A 20,804-nucleotide genomic window follows, 5' to 3' on the forward strand; every position below is an offset into this window, starting at 1 on the left:
ATTAAATCGGGATTATCCGTAACAGGCTGAGCGGGTCCGGTCCTTGAGTCCTTTCCTGTCAGCCTTCAAGTAAGGAGTCTGCTGATGTTTTCAAGGTTAATGGTGCATCTGGTAATAGATGTCGTCGTGTTGTGCGTGCTTTGCGCGCTTCTTATTGTCACGCCGGAAACGTTTATCGGTGAAAGCGCAGTTCCCCTGGCCGGGTTGTTTATCGGGGCGATTCTGGTCTGCGGGATTTCCATATTTCTTGCCGCAACAAAAGTCGGTGATAACTGCCGGAACGTAAACTCATGGATGGATTCGCTGGTTCGCGGAACGTCCTTTCGCGGTGATGCTGCGGCGGTGAAGGCCGTTGTTCCGGCATCTGAAGCTCTTGCCGAGCATATAAATTCCCTGATTGCCAAACTGGATGATGCAGGAAAGCAGTGCGAAATAGAAATTTCAAAGCAGTTGGCAGCTTACAAACTTGCGGAGGAGGCTCGTCATCACGGTGAGCAGGCCCGCTGCAAGGGTCTGCTTTCAGCTGCCGGGACTCTTGAAAATGCGGTGGACGGTATCCGCAACAGCTCTGCAATGCTTGATGACGCCTCTTCCCGGGCACGGGAAGGTGCCGGGAGGCAGCAGGATTATCTTTCTTCAGTTGTTACCTCCATGGAACAGATAGATGTTTCCATCCGCAGCTCTGTGGAGCGCGCTGAGTCGGCGGCTGTGGATGCCGAGCTTGCCGCCGAAAAAGCACGGTCCGGTGAGCTTGTCCTTGAGAAGACCATCGAGTCCATTAATTCGGTTATGAACAACACCAATGAGCTTAACGAAAGGGTGGAGACCCTTGGCAGGCAGGCTGACGGCATCGGCAATATCATGAGCGTTATTTCCGACATTGCCGACCAGACCAACCTGCTGGCCCTGAACGCCGCCATTGAGGCCGCCCGTGCCGGGGATGCCGGTCGCGGATTCGCGGTTGTTGCCGATGAGGTCCGTAATCTTGCGGAAAAAACCATGGAGGCCACCCGCGACGTCGGAACCGAGATCGGCAGGATTCAGGAGCACGTGCTCAAGACCGTGGACGGGGTCAACCATATAACCGGGCTGGCCGGTGATGCTTCCGAGCTTGCTTCCAGATCCGGGCAGGCCCTCGGGGAAATTGTCGATCTGGCCGCAAAGAGCTCCGAGCGTGTGCGGCTTATTGCCGAAGAGGCGCTTCAGCAGTCCGAAGCCAGCAATGCCGTGCGTGAAGCCGTGACCGAGGTACATGCCATTTCCGATGAGACCGGGGCAGCCATGAACGGCGCTGACGAAGCTGTTGCCGTCCTAGGCAGACGCATTGGCGACCTTGATGATATGGTCGGCGTGTTCAAGCTGGTCGGTAACGGACAGGTGCAGGAAGTTATTGATTCTCTGGCCCGTTCTGCGGACATTCTTTCCCTTGACCGGGAGCTTCAGGAAAGGGCCATGCGCAGTGCCGTGCGTAATAACAGTTTTCTTGAACTGCTCTATATCACCGATCATGCCGGTCGTCAGACCGTGAGCAACGTCAGCGGTCAGTGGGACAGCTACTCCGAGGACAAGTCAGCTTACGGCAAGGACTGGAGCTCAAGAAACTGGTTCAGTGAAGTTGCGGGCGACCGCACCATCTGCATTTCCGATGTTTATAAATCCAGTGCCACCGGCTGCAACTGCATCACTGTTTCAGGACCTATCCTGAATCCCAGCGGAAAGCTGCTCGGAGTTATTGCCGCGGACGTGCGCATCAGCAGCTAAGCTTATTGATCCATTCTTTTCTCAAATCATTCCCGGTGGAGATTGATTCTTCAAATCTTCACCGGGTTCAGTTTGTCCGGGATGCTGCTGCGTGAGTCGACCACAGGTTTTAGTGGAGAACGTTGTCTGCGGGAGAATTTCCTCCGATTAACGGTCTTTTGATTTTCAGAATTTGAGGCAGTACCGAGCTGGAGAAAATGTTTGGAGAATTCATGATGTCGTACTATTCTGGGCAGAGTATCTGGCCCGGAACCATGCAGTGCCGGCAGTAGGGTAACTGCTCCGTTGTTTTACTTTTCCCCATTCTGTTCAAAATAGCCCCACTGTGAAAACTGTTTGTGCGGGGTAGCGTGTTGGCTGGCAGTACGCCTCCGGAGGTCGGCCGCAAGCGCATTTCCTTGCCAAAATGGCGATATTTTTCTAAGGGAGGCCTAGCTTAATCTTGTGGAGAGGATAGTTTCATGAAAATTCTTATAGTAGGATCTGGTGGAAGAGAACACGCTCTGGCCTGGAAAATCAGGCAGAGCCCGAAGGTTTCTGAAATTTTTATTGCTCCCGGTAATGGCGGAACCCGCCTTGAAGGAACCAACGTTCCCATCAAGGATGACGATCTGCCCGGCCTGGTTCGTTTTGCCAAGGAAAACAAAATCGACCTGGTTGTTGCCGGACCTGAACTTCCTCTGGTGCTGGGCATCAAGGAAGCCTTGGCAAAAGAGGGAATCCCCTGCTTCGGCCCCGGCGCGTATGCTGCAAATCTGGAAGGGAGCAAGGCTTTCTCCAAGATTACCATGCGTGATTCCGGCGTTCCCACCGCACCTTTCCAGGTTTTTGATGAATATGAACAGGCCCGGGCCTTTGTGGAAGAAAAGGGCGCACCCATCGTTGTGAAGGCTGACGGCCTTGCAGCCGGAAAAGGTGTAGTCGTAGCTTCTTCCGTTGAGGAAGCTCTTGAGGCCCTTGACGATATGATGGTCAAAAAGATCTTCGGTTCTGCCGGGGAAAGGGTTGTAGTTGAAGAGGCTCTCAAGGGAGAGGAAGCTTCCTTCCTGGCTTTCTGCGCCGGTGAAGACTACGCCCTGCTGCCTTCCGCTCAGGACCACAAGGCTGTAGGCGAAGGGGATACCGGTCCCAATACCGGAGGTATGGGCGCATACAGCCCGGCCCCGATCCTGCCCAGCGATAAGTATGCGGAGACCGCCGAGCTGGTGATCAAACCGATCCTCAAGCTTCTGGCCGAACGCGGCGAGCCATTTACCGGTATCCTTTATGCCGGTCTCATGTACACTGAAAACGGTCCTTCCGTTCTTGAATACAATGTTCGTTTCGGTGATCCGGAGTGCCAGCCGCTGCTGATGCGTCTGGACTGCGATCTGGTTGAAATCATGCTTGCCTGCGTGGAAAACCGCCTTCCCGAAGTGGAAGTGAAACTTAAGGACGAGACAACCATCTGTGTTGTCATGGCCGCAGGCGGTTATCCCGGTTCCTATGAGAAGGGCGCTGAAATCACCGGTATCGAAGAAGCCGAAAAGATCGAAGGTGTGAAGGTCTTCCAGGCCGGCACAACATATGCTGAGGGTAAAACATTAACCAACGGCGGACGCGTGCTGGGCATTACTGCTCTGGGGGCGGATCTCGGGGCGGCCCAGAAGAGGGCTTATGAAGCTGTGGCGAATATCTCTTTTGATAAAGCCTACTTCCGCCGTGATATCGGTAACAAGGGTCTTAAAAAATGAGTGCAAAAGTAGCGATCTTCATGGGGTCCATTTCCGACAAGGATACAATGCAGCCTTGCTCTGATCTGCTGACCAAGCTTGGTGTTCCCCACGTTTTCACTGTTTCTTCGGCACACCGCACCCCCGAAAGGACTGCGAATCTGGTCAAGGAACTGGAAGAAAACGGTTGTGAAATCTTCATCTGTGCAGCCGGGCTTGCAGCCCACCTTGCCGGGGCCGTTGCTGCAAAGACAATCAAACCCGTAATAGGCGTGCCTATCTGCGGTTCTCCTCTTGGCGGCATGGATGCCCTGCTGGCAACCGTCCAGATGCCTCCGGGATTCCCGGTCGGCACCGTGGCTCTCGACAAGGTCGGAGCCCGCAACGCAGCATGGCTGGCTGCCCAGATCCTCGCTCTCCACGATGCGGAACTGGCCGGCAAAATCAGAGAAGCCCGTCAGGGATTCATTGATTCCGTCGAACAGGCTGCTGCGGAACTTGAAGGCAGGTAGATTGCCGTCAAGCTGCTTTATTTTGCATATAGTTTGATGTAATTGAGGCCGTGGTCGAGTTTATTCGAGCACGGCCATTCTTTTTGATTCGGGAGTAATAATGAATATTGAATTTTGGGGCGTCTATGCTCTGACTGTTTTTCTGGCGTCCATAATACCGGGGCCGAGCATGATCCTCGCCCTGACCCACGGAATCAGGTATGGAGCGAAAAGGGCTACGGCAACTGCTCTGGGAAACTGTGCAGCCTCTTTCCTTCAGGCGCTCGTCTCCATTGCCGGGCTGGGAGCTCTGCTTGTGGCATCAGAGACAGCTTTTACCGTGGTCAAGTATGCCGGGGCAGCTTATCTGATCTGGCTTGGAATCGGGGCGATTATGTCGGGTGATTTCAGCATGGATGCATCAGCTGAATCCGGTGGCGAAAATGTTTCTTCAGGCAGGCTTTTCCTGCAGGGCTTCTGGGTGGCGGCCGGTAATCCGAAGGCGATAGTCTTCTTCAGCGCACTGTTTCCGCAGTTCATCAATGCCGGACAGGCTTCAGTTCAGCATTTTGCGGTTATGCTGGGAGTGCTCTGCCTGATCGCTTTTCTCTGTATGATGATCTATGCCAGCGGTGGCGAAAGGGTCCGTGAATTTCTCAAAGGTTCGGCTGTCTGCCGCCATGTGAACAAGATTCTTGGTACCGCTTTTGTAGGACTGGGGCTGAGTCTGGCCTGCTCCAGAAGGTGATCGGAGGCTGTCTAGCCCAGCATGTTCTGGATGGTGGTGAGGAAGTCTATCTGGGTGAACGGTTTGACCAATGCTTCGCCGGCACCGAGAGCTTTGGCCTGTTTCAGGTATTCAAGCCCGGTATATTCGCCCCCGCCTGAGATTACCAGAATCTTGCTTGAAGGATTCTTCTGTTTGACTTCCAGTATGGTCTGTATGCCATCCATATTGGGCATGAATATGTCGATGATAAAAAGGTCGACCGGATTGGACTTAAGAAGCTGCATGCCTTCCTCGCCGTCCTGGGCTGAAAGGATATTGAACTGCTCCTTGCGCAGGTAGTGCTTGAGCAGGTCAAGCATTTTTGGGTCGTCATCGACTATGAGGATGGTCTTCATTTAGTATTACGCACCGTTTAAGTAGTTTTTTACGCAATTAATCCATTAAGTCTTCAATTGGAAGATGTGATGGTATTAATCGGCTTATAAATTCTGTTTTTTGCCCTCTTTATCAGACAGTTGAATCAGGAAGTTGATCGATTGCCGTTCTGACCTCCTCTTCAACCTGCCCGAACAGTTCTTTGGAAGCTGAAAAATCATTGTTTTTGGCGGCCTTTTCAAGGGATTCACTCATGAAGTGTGCCGTAACTGCACCGACTGCTCCGCATTCGCCCTTTAAAGTGTGGGCATGGCCGATAATGTCCTGCAGACTTCCACCTGAAAGCAGTTCCTTTATTCTGTCAAGGTGCTTGGGTGCTTCCTCTTTGAATATGGCAATAGCTTCCCCCAGAAGCTCTGTGTCGCCTGCAAACCTTGCCAGAGCTCTCTTGAGGTCAAAACGGCCTGATTCGTCATTTGTAAGCATATACTACTCCAGAAGGGTCAGAACTGTCTGTATTGTATGGCGTTTTTATTTTTAACCATATACGTGTGCTTGTCCAGACTAATTTCCATATTACCCTATTGACGTTTTTGGTTCAATAAGGGTTTGCTGAAAAGCATTAAAAAAAGCCCCGGAAACTTTCGTTTCCGGGGCTGAATTTTCTGGGATAAGGTAATTGTTAACCTTTTTTCTCCAGTTCTGCGTACCAGCCTCCGGCCTTTGTCAGCAGGCTCTGGATGCGTCCTACAAGGGCGTGCGGATCATTCAGGTATCCTTCAAGAAGAAGAGCTGATTCAAGCAGCTGTCTTGAGGAGAGAGCGATAAACTCGTCGTCGGCATTGACCTTGAAAATCTCCAGCATTGAGCGGAGCAGGGGATGGTCGGCGTTGATCTCCATGGTCTTGGTGGGGATGGTGTTGTCCTTGTTCATGGCCTTCATGAGCTTTTCCATGGTGGAGGTCATGTGCCCGTCGGGATTAACCAGACGGCAGGGGGAGTCGGACAATCTTTCGGAGATCTTCACTTCAGCAACCTGTTCGCCCAGTATTTCCTTCATTTTGGATGCAAGGGCTGCCATGTCCTTTTCCTGTTCTTCGGAGAGGGGAGCAGGAGAATCTTCCTTTTTGGAGGACTCGAACTTGTCGAGCTTCTCAAGGTCGGCGTATTCAGCTGCAACAAGAGTGAAGTCGCCAACTTCGCGGATGCTTTCCATTACGAACTCATCAATGGGATCGTAAAGGTAGAGAACTTCAATATCTTTGCGGCGGAAGATCTCAAGGTGCGGGTTGAGGTTTGCGGCTTCACGGCTGGCCACGAAGGCGTAGTAGATTTCCTTCTGTTCTTCCTTGGCGCGAGAAGTGTAGTCTTCGAAGGAGACAAGTGCTTTCTCTTCAGCTTTGGAGGAATCGAAGCGCAGTAGCCCGGAGAACTTCTCGCGGTTGAGGAAGTCCATGTGTCCGGCTTTGAAGATCCTGGCATGAGCTTTCCAGAACTTGGCGTATTTTTCAGGATCATCCTTGGCGATTTTTTCCAGCTGTCCCAGGACCTGCTTGGTCAGGGTGGTGCTGATTTTGCCGATGAGCAGGTTGTCCTGCAGGGTTTCGCGTGAAATGTTGAGCGGCAGGTCTTCGGTGTCCACTACACCCTTCATGAAGCTCAGGTATTCGGGCAGCAGGTTTTTGTTCTGCTTTTCGATGAGTACGCGGCGCACGTAAAGATCAAGTCCCCAGTTGTCGCGGTCCATGCCGAAAATGTCGAGGTCCTTTTCCGGGACAAAGAGCAGGGCATTGAACTGCACCGGGGCATCAACGGAAATGTGCAGGGTCTCAATGGGAGGCTGCACATCCCAGGTGAGGAACTTGTAGAATTCTTCGTACTGCTCCTGTTTGATCTGGAACTTGGGTTCGCGCCAGAGGGCGGGTACGGTGTTGACGCGCTCGCCGCCGATCATGATGGGGAAGGACACGAAGTTGGAGTGCCTCTTGACGATATCCTTGAGTTTGTCGTCGGAACCGAAGCGGCTGATCATGTCTTCATTGAGGTGAATCTCAACGGATGTTCCATGATCCATTTCAGCTTCAATCTCGGTCAGTTCATAAGCATTTTTGCCGTCGGATACCCACTGGATTGCTGGTTCGTCCTTCTTGTAGGATTTGGTGCGTACTACAACATGGTCGGAAACCATGAAGATGGAGTAGAATCCTACACCGAAACGACCGATGAGGGTGTCGAGGTTTTCCTTGGATGCTGCGGCCTGCTTCACGAATTCAGCGGAACCGGAATGAGCGATGGTTCCGATATTGGCCATGACTTCTTCTTTGGTCATGCCGATACCGGTATCCGTGACAGTGATTGTTTTCTTTTCCTCGTCGTAAGCGATGAAGATTTCAGGCTCGACCTCGTCGTTCAGCTCCGGATCGCTATTGATGGCGAAACGCATTTTATCAAGGGCGTCTGATGCGTTGGATACCAGTTCGCGCAGAAAGATTTCGCGGTTGGTGTAGAGAGAGTGGACAAGTATGTCCAGAAGCTGGTTCACTTCAGCTTTGAATTCGAATTTTTCTGTCTGTGCAGTCATATGATTTCCTCCGATAACATGAGATTCCTTCCGGCCCTGCGGTAAGGGCTCGGAAGGTAAATGAAATTTTGTAGTTGGAATGCCTTGCAATGAAGGCCAGACTTATTTAGTTACGGCTTTGAGCTTGTCAAGAAGGTACTTTTCCATTTCACGGCGATCTTTGCGCAGACGGATCAGTTCCGCTTCCATTATGGAGAGCTTTTCCTTGAGTTGACCGTTTTCCGATTTCAGGGTCTCAAGGGTGTCTTTTTGTTCTCCAAGGCTTCTGACTGCCTCGTCCATGCAGTTCTTCACGTCTTCGGGCAGGGCATTGGATGCGGGTATGCAGGCCATGAGTCCCTTGAATCCTTCATTAATGGATTTTGCTATTTCAGCGCCCATGGCTGCGGCCATCTGGACGGCCGGCTCGATGTTAAACGGTTGAGTCTGGGCCGGTGGAAAAGGGTGTCCGCCCGGTGCAACGTCATGACCATTCTGCTCGATGGACACGTTTACCGGGTACAGGCGCGAAAGTTCGGCCATTACATCTTCTGCCGTGTGTCCCTGTTTGAGCATTTCTGAAATCAGCCGGAATACATCAACTGCTTCGTGGCGGAATCTTTTCTGCCTGTTACGACCTGTGCTGGGCAGGTACTGGGCGAAACGGTTTTTCCAGTAGTGAAGGGTAGACTCGGGGACTTCCAGCAGGCGTGATATTTCTGCGATGGACAGGAGTTTCTTATCCGGCACTGTTTGCTCCGTGTTGCGTCTTGTGGTGATGTGATCAAAAAAATTCTGGATTATTATTATTTAATTTTAATTTCGTATTGTGTCAATAAAGTATCAAATTCTTACACAAAATGTTGGAAAGCGAACATTTTGTGTTCGAAAAAGATCATTTTACCCCATTGATTCCTCTCTAATAATGGAGTAGGCGGTCAGTCAGGTTTGTAGATTAAACGATTTTGGAACCGGATTGATACAGCAATTCTGTTTTTTGTTTTTTCAGAATGTGGTAAAGAGATTCGTGGAACAAAACCGGCTGCAGCTTCATGGAGATTTGTTTTGAGTTCAGAGACCATTCTTCTTTTTGACGTAGGCAACACCAATACCAAGATCGGTTTTTCTACCCGTGATGAAATCGGTCCGTCATTTACACTGCCCACTGATCCGGGCGGTACTGCCGATTCATGGGGACTCAAACTGCTCGAAATCTGTCGGGTTGCCGGATATTCCCATGAGGATGTGATCGGTGGGGCCGTGTCCTCGGTCGTTCCGCCCATGAATCCGATCCTCAAGCATGCCGTGGAACGTTTTTTCCCCTGTGAGCTGCGTTTCGTTCCCGAAACCATTCCTTTAGCCCTGAACAACAGGTACGAGCGGCCATGGGAAGTCGGTGCCGACCGGCTGGTGACCGCTTTCGCCGGGCGAATGATCAGTGACAGCGAAAAGCTGATTGTGGTCGATTTCGGAACCGCTACAACATTCGACTGTGTGGTGGGAGAAGATTATCTGGGCGGGCTGATTTGCCCGGGTGTGCTGTCATCCACCAAGGCGCTTGCTTCGAGTACTGCCAAGCTGCCGCATATTTCTCTTGAGATTGAGTCCGAGGTGATAAGACCGGGTAAAAGCACTGCCGACAGCCTGAACCAGGGGCTGATTTTCGGGTTTGCCGCCATGGTTGAAGGACTCAAGGAGCGGTTGAGTGTCACTCTCGGTGGAGATGTTGAGCTCATCGCGACCGGAGGATTTGCCTCTAAAATTGCCGAAGTATGCCGCGCCATTGACCGTGTGGAACCCACCCTTCTTCTGGACGGGTTGCGCATGGGCTGGTTCGGTATGAGTAAATAGTTTAAGTGTAGGTTTTTTGCCGGGGGTGAGCCCGGTAGTTTCAAGTAACCGAAAAAAGTGTTGATTAATTTTCAAGGAGAAAAGTCATGAGCACTATCGTAGCTGTCTGGGCCAGAGAGATTCTTGATTCCAGAGGTAACCCCACCGTTGAAGTTGAAGTTGTTCTTGAGTCCGGCGCAACCGGACGTGCTGCTGTGCCCTCCGGTGCATCCACCGGTACCCGTGAAGCCCTCGAACTGCGCGACGGCGATAAAGACCGTTACAACGGCAAGGGTGTTCAGGTTGCAGTTGCCAATGTTCGCGAGGAAATTGCTGAAGCCCTCGTAGGCCAGGATGCTCTGCGTCAGGTTTCCATCGACAACCTGCTCATCGAACTTGACGGTACTGAAAACAAGGAACGTCTGGGCGCAAACGCAATGCTCGGTGTTTCCATGGCTGTAGCAAGAGCTGCAGCAAACCTGCTGGGTATTCCCCTTTATCAGTACCTCGGCGGTATCAACGGTAAACTGCTGCCCGTGCCCCTGATGAATATCATCAACGGTGGCGAGCACGCACCCAACAACCTGGATATCCAGGAATTCATGATCATGCCCATCGGTGCAGAGTCTTTCTCCGAAGCACTGCGCATGGGTGCTGAAACTTTCCACGCACTGAAAGGTCTGCTGGCTGCTGACGGCCACAACACCGCAGTCGGAGATGAGGGTGGATTCGCTCCTAACCTCGGTTCCCATGCAGAAGCTTTCGAATACATCATGAAAGCCATTGAAAAAGCAGGTTACCGTCCCGGCGAAGACATCGCCATGGCTATCGACGCAGCCGCTTCCGAATTCTACAAGGACGGCAAGTACGTTCTGGCCGGTGAAGGCAAGGAATTCACTGCTGAGGAAATGATCGACTTCTACGCCGATTTCGTTGAGCGTTTCCCGCTTATCTCCATTGAAGACGGTCTTGCTGAAGGTGACTGGGACGGATGGGCACTTATGACCGAAAAACTCGGCGACAAGATCCAGCTCGTAGGTGACGACGTATTCGTTACCAATCCCGAAATCCTCGCCGAAGGTATCGAGCGCGGTGTCTGCAACTCCATCCTTATCAAGCTGAACCAGATCGGAACCGTTACCGAGACCCTCGACACCATGGAACTCGCCAAGACCGCCGGTTACACCTGCGTTGTATCCCACCGTTCCGGTGAAACCAGCGACCACTTCATCGCTGACCTCGCAGTAGGCCTCAATGCCGGACAGATCAAGACCGGTTCCCTGTGCCGCAGTGACCGTCTTGCCAAGTACAACCAGCTCCTGCGCATCGAGGAAGACCTCGAGGATGATGGAATCTACTACGGTCCCGCCCTCAAGGAAGCCTTCTTCGGCGAAGAGTAATATATTTGCCTCCGGCGGCCGGGGAAGGGGAAACTCTTGCAAGAGTTTCCCCTTCCCCGGACCCCATCCCCTTCAGAACCTTTTAACGGGCTTACGCTCCGGGTTACGGGCAAGTGATTGTAACATTTCATTATTGCCATCCAGATGGACTGACGGGGACACAGCAGATTTCAAAGGCGGCAGTTTCGGCTTTTTTGGTCCGAAACTGCCGCCTTGTTTTTATTCAAAGAGGCACGTATTAGAGGCTTCAGCAATGTTTGAAGCTATTAACCGGTATATTGCATTGGAATATACTGTGTTTCATTTTTTTTTTTTTTTTTTATTATTAAATTAAATTAGATTGTTAACATTGTTTTTTGCTCAATGTTGATTTGGCGTATGACATGGCGAAGCCTTGATAAAAGGTTTTGGGATTCTTAAACCCTTTTGCAAAAGGGTTTAAGCCGCCGGAGGCATAAATTTATAAAAAAAGCGCATAGCGCATAGAGCTTTTGGCCCCCGCTGGGCCGCCGGAGGCTTCAAAAGTGGAGAGATCTTATGCAGGTTCTTAATGGTAAAGAAACAGCTCTGGCCATTCGTGAAGAGCTGAAGGTGGAGATAGACGGACTGAAGGAAAAGCACGGCAGAGCACCCGGTTTGGCCGTCATTCTTGTCGGAGAAGATCCCGCTTCTCAGGTTTATGTGCGCAACAAGGAAATAGCCTGCGAGAAGGCCGGTATTGTTTCCACTGCCCACAGGATTGATGCGGGAGTTTCTCAGCAGGAACTTGAAGACCTTATTCAGAAACTCAACAAGGACGACAGCATCGACGGCATCCTGCTGCAGCTGCCCCTGCCCAAGGGACTGGACAGCCAGCGTTGTCTGGAGCTCATTGATCCCGGCAAGGACGTCGACGGTTTCCATCCCATGAACGTAGGCAAGCTCATGCTCGGCCTGCCCGGTTTCCGTTCCTGCACTCCCGCAGGTATCATGACCCTGCTGGAGCGTTACAACCTGCCCACTTCCGGCAAGAAGGCCGTTGTGGTTGGCCGTTCCAACATCGTAGGCAAGCCGCTGGCCATGATGCTCATGCAGTACGGCAATTTCGCCAACGCCACCGTTACCGTCTGCCATTCCCGCACCGCCAACCTCGCCGAGGAAGTCAATGGCGCGGATTTCGTGTTTGCTGCTATCGGCATTCCCAAGTTCATCAAGAAAGAGATGGTCAAAGACGGCGCGGTAGTTGTGGACGTAGGCATCAACCGCACCGATGAAGGTCTTGTAGGCGACTGCGATTACGCAGCCCTTGAAGACGTAGCCAGCGCCATGACCCCGGTTCCCGGCGGCGTGGGCCCCATGACCATTGCCCAACTGCTTATCAATACCGTACAGGCTTTTAAGGAGCATGTCGGGGCTTAGTCTTTTCGGGCTTTTATATATTTGGAAATAAAAACTCCCTGTCTCGTGCGAGGCAGGGAGTTTTTTTGGGTGGTAATTCACGTTTCTAAGTCGGTTAGATCTTCAACTTCTGCCATTTCGGCCAGCATTCTAGTATATGTTTTTAGTGACAGTTGAAGTTCAATTAGCTCTTCGTAAAATTGCTTATGGCTATTATTTACTTTTATTTCTTGTGTGATCATTTTTTTGTGCCATTTAGACGTAAATGGGCGAATTACCTGGTTCAGAACTACGACAGCGATTTTAGTAAATTCTTTACATTCCTTCCCATTTCGTTTGATTACGTCTCTGGTTATATCAAATAACGAGTAAATACTTTTAAGAGTTGCTTCTTCATTTCCATGGTCTTGGGGTAATTGCTGTGTCGCTACACGGGTGAGTAGTTCGATGTACAGTTCCCATGCCGCCTTTTTATCTGCTTCTTGTGGAGCCCATTCCATTTCTAAAAATGGTGCTTTTATTTTTAAGCAATTAAATTTCCATTTGTTGAGCCAATCAATCCACTTCATTTCTGCCATCCGTCCCCTGAACGATTATTAACAAAGCTCGGAAAAGAGTTGTCGGGTCTTATTTGGGTTCTTCTTTTAAATGCCTCATGAATCCAAGACGATATGGTGTTCGGGTCTTCGGTCCAGTTGTGAATGGTAGCAAAACCGCAATTAATATTATCGTAAAGACGAGGTGGGATTGTTTTATGGTAATACTTATTAGGATTGTTTCTCGGGTATGTCGGTAAAAGTATTCCAAGAAGTCCTGAGCGAGAATTGTATTGTGTTTCTCTGATACTTGCAGCAATCTCCCAGTCAATATGTTTTCTTTTCCAAGTTTCCGATCCTATCAGTACAACTGTCACCGATGATGTTCGCAAGTGCCTATCTCTTATGATTTGGCGTATTGTGTCTGTTTTCAGGTTTGGATCAATGTCACCAATTTGTACTGATTTAGAGATCATAATATCATGATGTCTAGCAAATAGATTCTCAAAGTAGTCTCGGTATTGCTGGTCATTCCTGTGGTGGTAGCTGACAAAAACATTATGTCTTTTAGTGTTACTGAGCGTGGGGCCCAATAAACCAAAACTAGGTCCTGCACACATTAAATATTCCTTTTCTAACTGTGTTGCTATTGATGTATGTATAATTTTGTGACCGATAAAAAGCAACCCCCTCCCTCGGAAGCCCGAGAAAGGGGGAGTTTTGTTATCCATCCAAGAACATTGAAATTATTCTAAGAGAATATTAATTTTTATTGTATGGGAATTATTCCATAAGAACAATTTCGCCATTTCAATCCAATCACCCAGTCGCTACCCCTCAAAAACCTTCTCAAATATCCCCACTACCTCTTCCTTGCTCATTTTGTACGGATCGAGCTGGAACAGGAATCCCATGGCGGTCATGGCGTTTTCTGCCAGGGCTTCACACTGGGATTTGTCGAGCTTGAAGTCGTTGATGTTCAGGTCGTCGCAGCCGATGTTTTGGATCAGCCCTTTGAGCGCGCTTATGAAAGCGGCGGGACGTTCGTTTTCGGGCAGTGCGTCTACGTCTACACCCATTGCTTTGGCCATGGCCGGGAATCTTCCGGGCACTTTTTCAGCCATGAAGCTGAAGTAGGGGATGGAGAGCATGATCAGCCCTGCGCCGTGGGTTACGGACGGATCGAAGGCCGAAAGCGCGTGCTCCATGGAATGCTGCGAGATGCAGCTGGAGGTGGATTCCACCAGACCGGACTGGGTGCTGGCCCATGCAAGCGCGGTGCGGGCTTCCATGTCGCTGCCGTCCTTTACGGCACGCGGCAGGTATTCGTTGATCAGCTGGATCGAGCCCAGTGCGAAATGGTCGCTGGCGGGCTGGTTGCAGGTGGCTAGGTAGCCTTCAGCTGCGTGGAAAAAGGCGTCCATGCCCTGATAGGCGGTCAGTTTCGGCGGAACACTGGTCATGAGCTCGGGGTCGACGATGGAGATGACCGGGAAGGTTTCGGGTATAAGTCCGAATCCGATCTTTTCCTTTGTTTCCATGTTGGTGATGACCGTCCACGGGTCGGCTTCGGTTCCGGTTCCGGCGGTGGTGGGGATGGCGATGAGCGGCAGCACCGGTCTGGTTACGGGTTGGCCCTTTCCTGTTCCGCCGTGGATATAATCCCAGTAGTGGCCGGGGTTGTTGACCATGATGGCAATGGATTTTGCGGAGTCGATGGGACTTCCGCCGCCCAGCCCGATTATGAAATCGCATTTGTTGTCGCGGGCAACCTGCGCACCTTCCATGACATGATCGGCAATGGGGTTGGGGAGAATCTTGTTGAAGACCACGGATTCGATGCCGTGTCCCTTGAGTGCGTCCTGCACCATGTCGAGGTATCCGAACTTGATCACCGACGTACCGGCAGTAGTGACTATGAGGGCCTTTTTACCGGGAAGTTGCATGGTTGCCAGTTCCCTGATGCGTCCCGGACCGAAAACTATGTTGGTGGGTATAAAGAAATTGAAAGATGGGGTCATGGTGTTCTCCTTTATTTTTGCGGCCTGACGGCGTTTTAATAGCGGTTGTTCTGTATGAGCTACCTTAATCCGGCAGTCCGTATATCAGAGCTTTGGCTGATTTCGATATCAGGGTAAGAGCTTACAACATGCAGTCGCGGGTGGAAATTGGTTTTTACATTTTTAGCGTGCCGAATTATGGTCCAGCAGCTTTGAAATGATTTTGTCTAACCTCTCTACCAAGGACCATTCATGAAAGGGCTCACCGAACTGCTGACCTGCATCCAGGAAATTTCCGGTGGAAACTATTCCAATGACATCATGTGTCTTACTACAGACGATTATGATCCATATGTGCAGGAACTTGCGGAATCCGTAGGTTTGATGATGGTGCGCATTGAAGCTCGTGAATTTGCTCTTGAACAGGCCAATGAAAATCTGCGAAGCAATATTGTGGCGACGATTAAGGCCGTGGCGCGCGGTCTGAGCCTTCGCGACCCCTACACCCGCGGGCATGGAGAGCGGGTCGGGAGATATTGTGAGCGTCTTGCCCGGCGGCTCGGCTGGGAAGCGGATGATGTATGGACCGTACACGTTGCCGGAACGCTGCACGATATGGGGAAGATCGGATTCAGTGACCGACTTATCCAGAACATCGACACCAAGGTCGATGCGGATATGCTGTCCGAGATACGGCAGCACCCGGAGTGGGGATTCTGCATGTTGCGCGGGCTTGAATTTCTTGGACCTGCCCTTGAGTTCGTGCGTTCGCATCATGAGCGACTGGACGGAACTGGCTACCCCAACGGGCTGAAAGGCGACGAGATAAAATCCGGTGCACGCGTGCTGAGCATCTCCGATGTGTTTGATGCCGTGACCACCACTCGAACCTATCAGGAAGCCATGAACCTTGATAAGGCTTTCGGCATACTGAAAAATTTAGCCGGACCTTCCCTGGACCCGGAATTTGTAGAGGTCTTCATCGCAGAGATTCAGGAAAACGGTCTTGAAAATGTCGAGGACAATTTTACAACCTGCGCAAGTCCTTCCTGCCCGAAGCCAAATTGTAAAGAAGAAAATAATCAAGAATAGTTCTTAGTAAGCTTGCTATTGATTGCAGGATGTTTATCATAAAACCTCGTTTCAATTTTTACGTTTCATATTAACCGATCACCCCGGCGAAGCCTTACTGAAAGTTTTTGGGATTCTTAAACCCTTTTTGAAAAAAGGGTTTAAGAATCCGGAGGGCCGCCGGAGCATCCCCAATATTCAAAGCGCAACGCGCATCAACGACAATCCCAACAGGGCCTTCGGAGGCCGTTTTATAATGAGTCAGAAATCAATTCACATTGAGGGAGCAAGGCAGCACAATCTCAAGGACCTGAACCTTGATATTCCCCGTGATCAACTGGTGGTGGTCTGTGGACCTTCCGGGTCCGGCAAGTCCACGCTGTCTTTCGATATTGTTTACGCCGAAGGGCAGCGCAGGTATGTGGAGTCGCTTTCCGCCTATGCCCGGCAGTTCCTGCCGCAGCTCGACAAGCCGCAGGTGGACAAGATTGAGGGTCTTTCCCCAGCTATTTCGCTGGAGCAGCAGTCCACTTCGCGTAACCCACGGTCCACCGTCGGTACGGTTACGGAGATCTATGACTTCCTGCGCGTGTTCTTTGCCCGGCTTGGAAAATTTCATTGTCCTGAGTGCGGCATACCCATTGAAGCCCAGACTTCCGACGAGATTCTGGAGCGCATCATGGCCCTTGGAGACGGCACCAAGTTCATGCTGCTCTCCCCTTTGGTGGACCACCAGAAGGGTACGCACAAGGACCTGTTCAAGAAGCTCAAGAAGGAAGGATTCGTGCGCGTTCGTGTGGACGGTGAAATCTACGGAATTGATGATGTTCCGGAGCTTGAAAAGAACAAGAAACACAACGTGGACCTTGTTGTCGACCGTCTGGTTATAAAAGGGGACATGAAGAAACGCCTTGGCGATTCCCTTGAGCTGGCACTGCGCTACGGCGACGAGTCCATTGTGGTCTCGGTCATCGGCGGGGAGGATATTTATCTTTCCACCATGTCCACCTGCCCGTCGTGCAAAATCAGCATGCCCAAGCTTTCTCCGCAGCTGTTTTCATTCAACAGCCCGCAGGGTGCATGTACCATGTGCTCCGGGATAGGCAGTGTGGAGTACTATGAACCGGAACTGCTGGCCCCCAATAAAGGGCTTTCCCTCAAGTCCGGGGCGGTTATTCCGTGGAAATCTCCCCGCATGTTTGAGCGTTACGAAGAAGATTTCCGGAAGCTGGGAAAGAAGCACGGCTTCAAGGTGGATACCCCGCTGAGCGAATTTTCCGAACAGGCCCACAAAGTCCTGTTCTACGGAGATAAGGAACTGGGCTGGGCCGGTGTGGTCGACCTGCTTGAAGTGGGACATAACCTCGGCAGCATCTGGCGCGATGAGCTTTCCCGTTTCCGGCAGTCGCGCCCCTGTCCGGCGTGTGACGGAGCACGCTTGCGCCCGGAATCCCTGTCGGTAAAGGTTGATGGTGTTTCAATTTTCGAATTCTGTTCCATGTCCATCAAGAAGGCTCTTGAATGGCTGGAAGAACTTGAATTCAAGGGCCATGACAGCCTGATTGCCGAACCGCTGCTCAAGGAACTCACCCACCGAATCGGGTTCATGGTCAACGTAGGGCTTGATTATCTGAACCTCGGCCGGAACATGGCGACACTTTCCGGTGGTGAGGCCCAGCGTATCAGGCTGGCAGGACAGCTCGGCTCCGGGCTGGTCGGGGTCACCTACGTGCTGGATGAGCCTTCCATCGGACTACATCCCCGTGACAACGAACGGCTGCTGCAGACCCTGCGCTCTCTCCAGTCCCGCGGTAACACGGTTCTGGTGGTGGAGCACGATGAGTCCACCATCCGCCATGCCGACCACATCATTGAGCTGGGACCCGGTTCAGGCATGTTGGGTGGCGAGATTGTATTTCAGGGCAGTGTCGACGACCTGCTGTCCAAGTCTGAGTCACTGACCGCAAAGTATCTGCGCGGGGAGCTGGCTCTTGACAAGCCGGAAGAGAGGAGAGTGCCCACGGATTGGATCAGGCTCAAAGGGGTTAAGACAAACAACCTCAAGAATCTGGATGTGGACATCCCGCTGGGAGTGCTCTGCTGTTTTACCGGGGTATCCGGGTCCGGCAAGAGTTCGCTGGTGGTTGATTCCATGTACAAACATCTCGCTTTGGCGCGAGGGGTAAAGGTTGATCAGCCGGGGCGCATTGACGGTATTGAGGGGATTGAAAAGATAGAGAAGGTCATTTCAATCGACCAGTCTCCCATCGGCAGGACTCCGCGTTCAAACCCGGCCACCTATACCAAGATCTTTGACGAGATACGCAACATCTTCAGTGCGTCCAAGGAAGCCAAAAAACGCGGCTACAAGCCGGGACGGTTCAGTTTCAACGTACGTGGCGGGCGTTGCGAGGCCTGCAAGGGTGACGGTCAGATCCGGGTGGAAATGCACTTTCTGCCGGACGTTTACGTTACCTGTGACGTCTGCAAGGGCAAACGTTACAACAGCCAGACACTTGAAGTGGACTACAAGGGCCGTAACATAGCCGAGGTCCTTGATATGACCGTGCGTCAGTCCAAGGCTTTCTTTGAGAACCATCCTACCCTGAAGCGCAGGCTGGAAGTGCTGGAACAGGTCGGTCTGGAATACCTCCAGCTCGGACAGCCGGCAACCACCCTTTCAGGCGGTGAGGCCCAGCGTATCAAGATCTCCCGCGAGCTGGGCAAACGCAGCCTTCCCGGTGCATTGTATATTCTGGATGAACCGACAACCGGTCTGCACATGCATGAGGTCGGAAAGCTGATCAAGGTGCTGCAGCAGTTGGTGGACAAGGGAGCGACGGTGATAGTTATTGAACACAATACGGATGTGATCCGGGCTTCGGATTATGTTTTCGACCTCGGCCCCGGAGGCGGGGAGTCCGGCGGGCAGATTGTTGCCAAAGGAACACCCGAGGAGATTATTGCCAATCCCGATTCGGTTACCGGACGATTTATTATCTAGCAAAGAAAAAACGCGGTTTGCCAGGGTGCAGACCGCGTTTTATTTATTCCGTTTCAACATAGACGATTTCAAGGTTATCCAGGTAGTGCCGGACCTTTGAGGTGAACATGGGAACATCGCTCATGTCCTTTTCCACAGCCTTGTCTTCAATCAGCATTCCCAACCGGGAAAGTTCGTCGAATCCATAGGCTGATCCGGTCCCTTTCAGTTTATGGCCGAGCATCCTGATCTGATCAAAATTCTGTTCCGACACAGCCTGTTCCAGTTCCAGCAGTTCTCTTTGTCTGATTTCAAGATAACGGGGCATGATTTCCTGGAGATCTTCATCCACCTGTACAACTATTCTTTCGCTCATTTTTCCCTCCGGAAATGTCAGCATTTAACGCGTGGGCATTGTGTAATGTCTAATTATTAGCTGTTCCCGGGATTCTTTTCCACTTTTTTAAGTTCTTTTTCTTTGTCTTTACTAAGGTCTGAATTAAGAAAGTCAGCAGTTTCAGGTAGCTGCAGGAATAAGCTGCTGTAGGAGCTTATTTTTGCAGGAAGGTTTTCAAAGGAACAGTCAAGTACATGTCCCCCGGCCTTGCGGTCTTCGGTTATGAAGTGCCAGTGGAATCCGGCAACCCCTATGCCCTTGATGTATCCGGGGCTTTTTATGCCTATAAGAGTCCCTTTGATTTTGTTGAACTTGAACAGGCCCTGGTGTTTAACCACCTCCACCAGCGGCGGATATGGTTTTTTCTGGGCCGGTACACTTCTGGTCCGCATGGATTCGAACTGGCCGTCAATGCGGATAATGTAAAAAATATTCTCCGACCCCAGTATCTGGCTGACCTTGCGGTTCAGCTCCTCCAATGATGCTGTCTTGTCCACTTTCAGAATTGAATCTGTTTTGAAAAAGGCCGTGGCTGCGAATGGAGTGTGGGTTGCGGCCGGAACTGCCTCCGCCTTGCCTTTGGCATCTATTCTGTAAACAGCACCGTCGATGATAATCATTTCTCCGTCGAGGGAATTGAAGGTCCCCAATCCGGTGTCCCCATGCTCAAGCAACTGGGAAATGGACAGTTCTCCATCATAGTTGCCGAGCAGCAGAGAGTCGATGGTCGAGTACTGGTAGATAGTGCCTTCTGCCAGACAGTGGGCACAGGAAATCAGCAGCATTAGGCCTGCAAGAAGTGACACCTGCAGCCGTTTGATAGTGTGGTTCATTTATAGACCGGCCTGGAATATTCAAGTTTGGGAAATGAGACGGTAAATTAACTTTTCGGTCAGCTTTTTCTGGGAACGCTTATGTCGTTCTTATCTGGCCTGAACATCTGTTTTTCAAGCCTCTTCATCCAGATGTCCCCGCTGTGGGTGGCGAAAAGCAGCTTTCGCCCGACATTGCCTCCCACATCCATTTTGGAGGGATAAAGACCGTTGTCTTCCAGACATTTCAGAGCCGCGGTCACATTACGGTTCCCGATGCCAAGCGCGGACGGAGGCCTCACCTGAGAAGTGGTGAGTCCTGTTGCTCCCCCGAAAAGTTTTACCTCAATCTCTTTTTTACTGACCCCTAGACGCAACATGCACTTTAGCAAATGGTCGACTGCTGTGTCCACATATCTGCATATCTGGATTGAGGAATATGATTCTTTCTTTATTTCAGAGCGGTACGGCAGAAATGCATGGCAGATGACACCCTGCTGTGTTCTGCGCGAGTACATTGATATTGCAACGCAAGACCCCAGCACGGTAGACACGATGGTGGGTTTTACTCCGATGTAGGCATCTCCCGTGTGCAGGAAAACACGTGGGATTTCGGAGTCATTGAGCGGCATAAAGGCTTTCCTTTGGTTTGAAAACAAGTTCATTTAAAAATAATATATTATGTATGGTTTGATTTCCAGTTTTTTATCACTTGCCTTCGTAGTACGCAAATAACGCGGTGCACGGAATTATAGAATCATATCTCCGG

General features: G+C 51.1%; 19 protein-coding genes. 9 read left to right on the forward strand and 10 right to left on the reverse strand.

The window, feature by feature from the left end; all coding sequences use genetic code 11:
- Window positions 1-84: 84 nt before the first annotated feature.
- The 4 genes from N7E73_RS10580 to N7E73_RS10595 all read left to right on the forward strand — a co-directional run bounded on the left by N7E73_RS10580 (window position 85) and on the right by N7E73_RS10595 (window position 4,712).
- A complete protein-coding gene (locus N7E73_RS10580; RefSeq protein ID WP_432734656.1) occupies window positions 85-1,761 on the forward strand; it encodes a methyl-accepting chemotaxis protein in 1,677 nt (558 codons plus the stop codon).
- A gap of 461 nt (window positions 1,762-2,222) precedes the next feature.
- On the forward strand, window positions 2,223-3,494 hold the full coding sequence (gene purD / locus N7E73_RS10585; protein WP_432734657.1) for a phosphoribosylamine--glycine ligase: 1,272 nt from the start codon (window positions 2,223-2,225) through the stop codon (window positions 3,492-3,494).
- Window positions 3,491-3,985 carry a 5-(carboxyamino)imidazole ribonucleotide mutase gene (purE, locus tag N7E73_RS10590; RefSeq protein WP_432734658.1) on the forward strand — a complete coding sequence of 165 codons (495 nt, stop codon included), beginning with the start codon at window positions 3,491-3,493 and terminating at the stop codon, window positions 3,983-3,985. The genes purD and purE overlap by 4 nt, the downstream gene beginning before the upstream one ends.
- A 100-nt stretch (window positions 3,986-4,085) precedes the next feature.
- A complete protein-coding gene (locus tag N7E73_RS10595; RefSeq protein ID WP_432734659.1) occupies window positions 4,086-4,712 on the forward strand; it encodes a LysE family translocator in 627 nt (208 codons plus the stop codon).
- Window positions 4,713-4,723: 11 nt separating this feature from the next.
- Here the strand turns inward: N7E73_RS10595 and N7E73_RS10600 are convergent, their stop codons facing one another.
- From N7E73_RS10600 to N7E73_RS10615, 4 genes are all read right to left on the reverse strand, one after another.
- Window positions 4,724-5,089, reverse strand: a complete 366-nt coding sequence (locus tag N7E73_RS10600) for a response regulator (protein WP_432734660.1) — start codon at window positions 5,087-5,089, stop codon at window positions 4,724-4,726.
- Between the two features lie 112 nt (window positions 5,090-5,201).
- Window positions 5,202-5,555 carry an Hpt domain-containing protein gene (locus tag N7E73_RS10605; RefSeq protein WP_432734661.1) on the reverse strand — a complete coding sequence of 118 codons (354 nt, stop codon included), beginning with the start codon at window positions 5,553-5,555 and terminating at the stop codon, window positions 5,202-5,204.
- 196 nt (window positions 5,556-5,751) lie between these two features.
- Entirely contained in the window at window positions 5,752-7,650 is a 1,899-nt protein-coding gene (gene htpG, locus N7E73_RS10610; protein ID WP_432734662.1) for a molecular chaperone HtpG, read from the reverse strand.
- A 102-nt stretch (window positions 7,651-7,752) separates the two neighbouring features.
- Window positions 7,753-8,379: a MerR family transcriptional regulator gene (locus N7E73_RS10615; RefSeq protein WP_432734663.1), complete on the reverse strand. Its 627-nt coding sequence runs from the start codon at window positions 8,377-8,379 to the stop codon at window positions 7,753-7,755.
- 315 nt (window positions 8,380-8,694) lie between these two features.
- Here N7E73_RS10615 and N7E73_RS10620 point away from each other — a divergent pair, with 315 nt between their 5' ends.
- From N7E73_RS10620 to folD, 3 genes are all read left to right on the forward strand, one after another.
- Complete coding sequence (locus tag N7E73_RS10620; RefSeq protein WP_432734664.1) at window positions 8,695-9,480, forward strand: type III pantothenate kinase; 786 nt, start codon at window positions 8,695-8,697, stop codon at window positions 9,478-9,480.
- 86 nt (window positions 9,481-9,566) lie between these two features.
- Window positions 9,567-10,859: a phosphopyruvate hydratase gene (gene eno, locus N7E73_RS10625; RefSeq protein WP_432734665.1), complete on the forward strand. Its 1,293-nt coding sequence runs from the start codon at window positions 9,567-9,569 to the stop codon at window positions 10,857-10,859.
- 537 nt (window positions 10,860-11,396) lie between these two features.
- Entirely contained in the window at window positions 11,397-12,257 is an 861-nt protein-coding gene (gene folD, locus N7E73_RS10630) for a bifunctional methylenetetrahydrofolate dehydrogenase/methenyltetrahydrofolate cyclohydrolase FolD (protein WP_432734666.1), read from the forward strand.
- 77 nt (window positions 12,258-12,334) lie between these two features.
- Here the strand turns inward: folD and N7E73_RS10635 are convergent, their stop codons facing one another.
- The 3 genes from N7E73_RS10635 to N7E73_RS10645 all read right to left on the reverse strand — a co-directional run bounded on the left by N7E73_RS10635 (window position 12,335) and on the right by N7E73_RS10645 (window position 14,793).
- Window positions 12,335-12,805, reverse strand: coding sequence for a hypothetical protein (locus tag N7E73_RS10635; protein ID WP_432734667.1), 471 nt, complete (start codon window positions 12,803-12,805; stop codon window positions 12,335-12,337).
- The gene (locus N7E73_RS10640; RefSeq protein ID WP_432734668.1) at window positions 12,802-13,503 is read right to left on the reverse strand and encodes a TIR domain-containing protein; all 702 of its coding nucleotides are present in this window, start codon (window positions 13,501-13,503) and stop codon (window positions 12,802-12,804) included. Before N7E73_RS10640 ends, N7E73_RS10635 begins: the two co-directional genes overlap by 4 nt.
- 99 nt (window positions 13,504-13,602) lie before the next feature.
- On the reverse strand, window positions 13,603-14,793 hold the full coding sequence (locus N7E73_RS10645; protein WP_432734669.1) for an iron-containing alcohol dehydrogenase: 1,191 nt from the start codon (window positions 14,791-14,793) through the stop codon (window positions 13,603-13,605).
- 231 nt (window positions 14,794-15,024) lie between these two features.
- Between N7E73_RS10645 and N7E73_RS10650 the strand changes: the two genes are divergently transcribed.
- Both N7E73_RS10650 and uvrA read left to right on the forward strand, forming a co-directional pair.
- A complete protein-coding gene (locus tag N7E73_RS10650) occupies window positions 15,025-15,864 on the forward strand; it encodes an HD-GYP domain-containing protein (RefSeq protein WP_432734670.1) in 840 nt (279 codons plus the stop codon).
- A 235-nt stretch (window positions 15,865-16,099) separates the two neighbouring features.
- On the forward strand, window positions 16,100-18,847 hold the full coding sequence (uvrA, locus tag N7E73_RS10655) for an excinuclease ABC subunit UvrA (protein ID WP_432734671.1): 2,748 nt from the start codon (window positions 16,100-16,102) through the stop codon (window positions 18,845-18,847).
- A 43-nt stretch (window positions 18,848-18,890) separates the two neighbouring features.
- Here uvrA and N7E73_RS10660 read toward each other — a convergent pair whose 3' ends face one another.
- The 3 genes from N7E73_RS10660 to N7E73_RS10670 all read right to left on the reverse strand — a co-directional run bounded on the left by N7E73_RS10660 (window position 18,891) and on the right by N7E73_RS10670 (window position 20,667).
- The gene (locus N7E73_RS10660) at window positions 18,891-19,202 is read right to left on the reverse strand and encodes an Hpt domain-containing protein (protein ID WP_432734672.1); all 312 of its coding nucleotides are present in this window, start codon (window positions 19,200-19,202) and stop codon (window positions 18,891-18,893) included.
- A gap of 56 nt (window positions 19,203-19,258) precedes the next feature.
- A complete protein-coding gene (budA, locus tag N7E73_RS10665) occupies window positions 19,259-20,008 on the reverse strand; it encodes an acetolactate decarboxylase (protein WP_432734673.1) in 750 nt (249 codons plus the stop codon).
- 107 nt (window positions 20,009-20,115) lie between these two features.
- Window positions 20,116-20,667: a chemotaxis protein CheD gene (locus N7E73_RS10670; RefSeq protein ID WP_432734674.1), complete on the reverse strand. Its 552-nt coding sequence runs from the start codon at window positions 20,665-20,667 to the stop codon at window positions 20,116-20,118.
- Window positions 20,668-20,804: the final 137 nt, after the last annotated feature.

The organism is Maridesulfovibrio sp. FT414, assembly GCF_050916235.1.
Lineage (GTDB): Bacteria > Desulfobacterota > Desulfovibrionia > Desulfovibrionales > Desulfovibrionaceae > Maridesulfovibrio.